Annotated in this window: 5 protein-coding genes; 3 read left to right on the plus strand and 2 right to left on the minus strand. The window is 51.6% G+C overall.

The window, feature by feature from the left end:
* Together FA743_RS19810 and FA743_RS19815 are read right to left on the minus strand one after the other, a co-directional pair.
* The coding region (locus FA743_RS19810; RefSeq protein ID WP_136887777.1) for a BrnA antitoxin family protein at positions 1-262 on the minus strand (262 nt) is incomplete at its 3' end.
* Positions 246-530: a BrnT family toxin gene (locus tag FA743_RS19815; protein WP_136887778.1), complete on the minus strand. Its 285-nt coding sequence runs from the start codon at positions 528-530 to the stop codon at positions 246-248. The genes FA743_RS19810 and FA743_RS19815, both read right to left, overlap by 17 nt.
* A gap of 1,137 nt (positions 531-1,667) precedes the next feature.
* On the opposite strand from FA743_RS19815, the gene FA743_RS19820 reads away from it, so the two are divergent.
* From FA743_RS19820 to FA743_RS19830, 3 genes are all read left to right on the plus strand, one after another.
* Positions 1,668-2,681, plus strand: a complete 1,014-nt coding sequence (locus FA743_RS19820; protein ID WP_136887779.1) for a replication initiation protein — start codon at positions 1,668-1,670, stop codon at positions 2,679-2,681.
* 98 nt (positions 2,682-2,779) lie between these two features.
* Entirely contained in the window at positions 2,780-3,211 is a 432-nt protein-coding gene (locus FA743_RS19825) for a MerR family transcriptional regulator (RefSeq protein WP_136887780.1), read from the plus strand.
* 90 nt (positions 3,212-3,301) lie between these two features.
* Positions 3,302-4,954 (plus strand): endonuclease NucS domain-containing protein, encoded by a 1,653-nt coding sequence (locus FA743_RS19830; protein ID WP_136887781.1) that lies wholly within the window; start codon positions 3,302-3,304, stop codon positions 4,952-4,954.
* Positions 4,955-5,227 lie beyond the last annotated feature (273 nt).

The following is a 5,227-nucleotide window of genomic DNA, read 5'->3' on the forward strand; positions in this document are numbered from 1 at the left end:
ATTTGGGCCGCGCCACGTCCGTCTCCAGCAGCATCCGCACATAGCGGGTGTAGGGGATGCCGCTGGCCCTGGCCTTGGCCTTCACTGCGTCCAGGAGGGCGGCGGGCAGGCGCATGTTCAGCGAGGCGGCCTTCGGCTCGATCTCGAAGCGCATGGGCGTAAAGCCCGACAGATCGTACTCGGACAGATCCGCCGTCTCGACGAAGTCTTCCGCCTCGGCATCGCTGGTCAGCGGCGGCAGGGGTTTAGGATGGGCGTTCATAATGCGCGATCTCCTTTGGGTGCATGTAGCGGGCGCTGATCGGCCGCAGCTTCGTCCGGCCGTCGATCTCGCGGAGCTGGAACACCACGAAGACATGGCGCCCCGCGGCCGTGGTGCCGATGGCGCGCATCCGCGCCTCCTCGGGAAACGGATCGGCCAGGACCGCCGGCGTCCGGGCGAATACCTCCTCGATCTCGGCCTGGGACAGGCCATGCTTGCCGCATTTGGGCCAGTTGCCCGTGTCCCAATCGAAGCCGGCGATCTTCATGCGTCGTATCTACATCTGTCTACACAAACGTAATGTAGGACGATCCCGAGACGTTGGAAAGGGGATCGCATTGTCCCCGATGCTGTCCCGTTCGACGGCTCAAAAAATGGTCCTGGAGGGACAAGTCAAAACACAGCGCGGAGATCAAAATGCGATTTTGGTAGACATCGGCCATATCCTGCAACTGCAACAACACCTGAGGGGGAGTTTATTGGCAGGAAATGGAAATGTAAGTTTTACACTCCGCCAACGTCGCTGTTCTTCGCCCAGAGACGTGTTCTAGCCGGCAGGCACAGGGCGGCGAAGCAAATTTGTTTACATTCCACATTTCCCGCCATCTGCACCCATCATCGCCCTCGTGCTGGCTCAGGAAGCGGCTTTCGAGAACAAGCGGGTGCCTTGGTCCCCCGTCTGCCCCGACCCTACAGCCCTGTTTGGGGAGAGCGGTCCGGGGCAAGCTGCCGCCCCGCAAACCCTCGACGACATTGCCCGTCCCAAAGCAGGGGAGAAGGGGGTTTTCTGCCCGCCAAGGCAGATCCTAAGACTCTGAGCAGCGACCAAGCGTCCAGGGCCGATGAGATGGCTCCTGGAGGGGTGTTGCAGTTGCAGGATATGCGCAATGTTTACCAAAATTGCATTTTGGCCTCCGCGCTGTGTTTTGAGCCTCTCTCCAAGGCCCTTTTTTGGCAGTCGAACCGCCCAATTGGAGCGCATGCCGGAAAAGGCCCTGAGAGCCGCTCTGAGAGGCGGAGAGGGCGGGTGGTGGCATCGGCAACAGGGATGGCTCTCAGAAGCCCCTGAGAGCCCCTCAGAGGGCACACCAGCCCTTTCCCTGTCCGGGAACGCACCTGCAATCCCCTACCCGCTCCTGCGGCCTCTCTGCGCCTCTCAGGCTGATCTCTCGAATTGGCCAGTTTCGAGACTCAGATTTCACCAAATTTCACTCGAAAATGGGCGCAGTTCCTTCTTGTTCTTATAGTTCTATAGTTCAGGGTTAATTTATTTAATTATAACAAATACTTGCGAGCCTATCGGTTAGGTTTGGGGCCGGATAGGTTAGGTTTGGGGCCGGATAGGTTAGGTTTGGGGCCAAAATCGCTAGTTGACAGGTTAGGTATCCAATGAAAAATTCTAACCATGGGAAAGACACTCGATGTTGCCCGTGACCGGGCCTTTGACCAAACCAAAACCGTGTTGCCCGCAGAGGTGGCACGCGGCACCTACATGCAGAATGCTCCCAGCCTTCAGGCACTGAAGCTGATGCACCTGATGATAGGCACAGCGGGCGGGCGCATGGCGGATGAGGTCCAGCACCAAATCCGGCTCTCGGACATCCGTAAGATCGACGGCATGAGAAACCATGACCGTGCCAGCCTCACGCCTCTGTTCGGGGAGCTGGCCGCTGTGGTTCTGACCCATGACGATCCCGAGAAGATGGTCGTGACCATCGGCGGCCTGCTGGACGAGGCCAAGATTGACTACCGCGACGAAGTCGGTGGCGATCTGCTGGTGTCGTGGTGGTTCCGCCGCACCTTCCGCAGCATGGCAGCAGAATCGAACCACTGGGCGATCCTCGATCGCCAGACCGTGTTTCACCTCGGCAGCAAGTACTCCGTGCTGCTGTTTCAGCATATTTCTAGCCTTGTGAAGCTGGACCGGATCGAAGCCAAGACCTTCACCGTGCCAGAACTGCGGGCCGTGCTCGGCGTCACTGCTGGGAAGCTGGATCGGTTTGCGAACCTGAAAGCATGGGCGCTCTCCCCCGCTATTGCCGAGATCAACCAGCTTTCGCGACTGACCTTGACTGCTACGCCGAACAAGATCGGGCGCACCGTGGCCAGCGTCACCATCGGCTGGCAGGTGAAGGACGATCCGACCCCGGCGAAACGGGAATTGCAGGGCCACAGTGCGGGCCGGAAGGCGCGACGTGACGGATCAGTTGAGGCTGTGGCAGTAGCCTTTCCCATTACGGGCGGGATCGCCTACTCGGAACGATGGCTGGACATTAAGCAGACTGCGGGCTGCAACGCTGACAACCAGAAGATTGCATCGGACTTCCGGCGCTTCCTAGCGGATCGTGACATTGCGCGTGACGCCATGAACATCGAGCAGCTATTCGAGGACTTCTGCCGCAAAATTGGCAAGATCTGACACTCGACCAGGATAGGGTTTAGCACAACAGCAATTCCAAGCGGAGACGAACCGTGCAACCCTTGCGCAAGCGGCAAATGCAAAGGAACGCAAGGGACATGCAATATACGGCTGGTCAGGCGGCAAAAGCGACCGGAAAGAACATCGCCACCATCACACGTGCCATAAAGTCGGGGAAAATATCGGCTCAAAAAGATGCGTCCGGTGCTTGGACGATTGATGCCTCCGAGCTGCATCGTATATTCCCTTTGAACCCGCAAGACTTGCGCAAGCCACAAATGCAAAGTGACTCAAGGCCTCCGCAAGAGCTAAATGAAGGTCAAACAGCAGTTCTACAAAAGGAGCTGGCTGCGTTGCATGAACGGCTCGCTGCACAAGCTGAAATTCTTGACGAGCGGTCTGCCCAGATATCTGATTTGAAGGAAGATCGAGATCATTGGCGTCAGCAAGCAACAAATCTTTTAGCAGATTCGCGATCTATAAATATATCGAAGTCTAAGGTGAGACCGCGCTGGTGGTGGCCCTTCTGACGGATTTTAACCTCTAAATTTCCTTAAGACAGCAGCCTAAACCAGTATGATAAATATAATCTAGAAAATTTTTAAATTTAAAGGTGGCGCATGAGCTTTAATGAGGCGACTATAAGAGACAATCTAGCAAACAATATAAGCATCCTTGAAAATGGGATAGTGTTAGATAAAAAAGAGAAATTTATTCCCAACAGCCTCGGAACTAGAAGCTTCATTGATATAGTTGCTCACGATAAAAATGGAAAAATCGTTCTAATTGAAGTCAAAAAAACCAAACAAGCAGAGCGAGAGGCAATTCATGAAGTTCTTAAATATATCGAAGGAGTAAAGCAGCACTTAAGATTAAAAGAGGACGAAATTCGTGTTTTCGTAGTATCTCCTAGTTGGGAAGAGCTAATTATTCCGTTTTCGTCTTTTGTTGAAAGAACGACCTGCCACGTTGAGGGTTTTAAACTTCATCTTACTGCAACAGGAGAAGTTACAAAGGTAGAGCTAATTCAACCCCTCAAGATGTTTGGAGATAGATTTATCGCACCTTGGCATGAATTAAGGTATTACCTTGATGAGACGCGATGTGAGGATGCTGTTAAAAAATTCGAAATACTCTGCGCAGAAAAAGGATTAGAAAATTACGTTCTTTTAGAATTGCATCCGTCTGATGGTCATGAAGCTGGGCTCTCTTCTCCCAAGCAGGGGACGATGAGAAAAACAATTGGGATGATGTATAGTTCTGAACCTTGCGATGTGCCTTTGCCACTTTACAAGCGGGCCTTATATTTTGCCATGCAGCAACTCAACGAACCAGAATATATTGATATTTTAGAAAAAAAATCTGAAGATGCCGCTGACACTCTCGAGTTCTTAGACGAAATGACAGATGCTGAAGAAAGAATATTTACTCTTCATGAAGCTGTGTGTGAATTATCACCTCACGCGCCATCGGATTTTTTTGAAATAGCTTATCCTGCCAAACTAACATCTAGACTCTTAATGGATGATGGGTGGATAGTTGGCCGGATATACAGGTACGGCGCTTTCAAAAGAAATATTGGAATACTTTCCGATGATCAAATTGTAAAAGAGATAGGTGGGGGTGAGGGGTCATCCTACCAGCGGTATTTGAAAAAATTCAGTCCATCTAGTAAAACACAAGTGGCTGAAGTTTTGAACGGTGTTGAGCGGTGTCTATCTGACAACCCGGCATGGCGAAAGCAGATTGCAGAGGTTATACGCGAAATAGCTACAGTTAGAGATTCTAACGAAGCCGAAATTTCATTATTTCATCCCTCCACTGCACTTCTAACTTTTTACTTGGCTGCTAAGGAGAATAGCCCTCAGCAGTACGTTCCGAACTATCATTTAATTAGAAAGGTTGGAAGCAAGGATATACTTATATACGGCTGCTTAGTTTGGGACGGATCAATTTCCACATTGAGAAGTGTTATGCAAAAGCACTATAATAATTCAGCTTCAGAGATTCTTAACCCATTGCTTTGGGGAGGTTATGATAGTCTAGATAACAAAGTTATGAGAACAATAGGGTTTAGGTACAAGACATTCCGGGTAGACGTTGACGGCAAAGAAATAAACCACTTCTCACTTACAGAAGAAGGTTGGGAACCTATGGAACCATTGCACCCTCTCGAAAATTTCTACAAATTTTTTAATGAGAACGCCATTTTTGCGCGTGAGATATACAATTTTTACTCTGAACACTGGGATGGAAACATGGTCATCTTATAAAAAATGGCCTGGGAAAAATCGGTTTCCTACCTGCAACTCAAAGTTGATCCCGCCCCCCGTCCCGCCCCGCCGCATAAAGCCGGTTACGGACAGAGCAGAGGCCGGAGGTTGAGCCGGAGGGCGGGCCCGATGGTGTTGATGCCCCCTTCAGGCCAGCATGGCTCCGACAGCCTTTGGCTGTAGAGCGCTGCTCACATGAGATTTTGTGTGTACATTTGGACAAGTTGCCGGACGGGTCAACTTGCAGCACAACCCACCCATCAGCCGAGCGGC

Origin of the sequence: Paracoccus gahaiensis (genome assembly GCF_005048225.1) — a bacterium.
GTDB classification, from domain to species: domain Bacteria; phylum Pseudomonadota; class Alphaproteobacteria; order Rhodobacterales; family Rhodobacteraceae; genus Paracoccus; species Paracoccus gahaiensis.

Coding starts and splice junctions, on each gene's coding strand:
- FA743_RS19815 (WP_136887778.1), bottom strand. CDS start 530: ATGAAGATCGCCGGCTTCGATTGGGACACGGGCAACTGGCCCAAATGC.
- FA743_RS19820 (WP_136887779.1), top strand. CDS start 1,668: ATGGGAAAGACACTCGATGTTGCCCGTGACCGGGCCTTTGACCAAACC.
- FA743_RS19825 (WP_136887780.1), top strand. CDS start 2,780: ATGCAATATACGGCTGGTCAGGCGGCAAAAGCGACCGGAAAGAACATC.
- FA743_RS19830 (WP_136887781.1), top strand. CDS start 3,302: ATGAGCTTTAATGAGGCGACTATAAGAGACAATCTAGCAAACAATATA.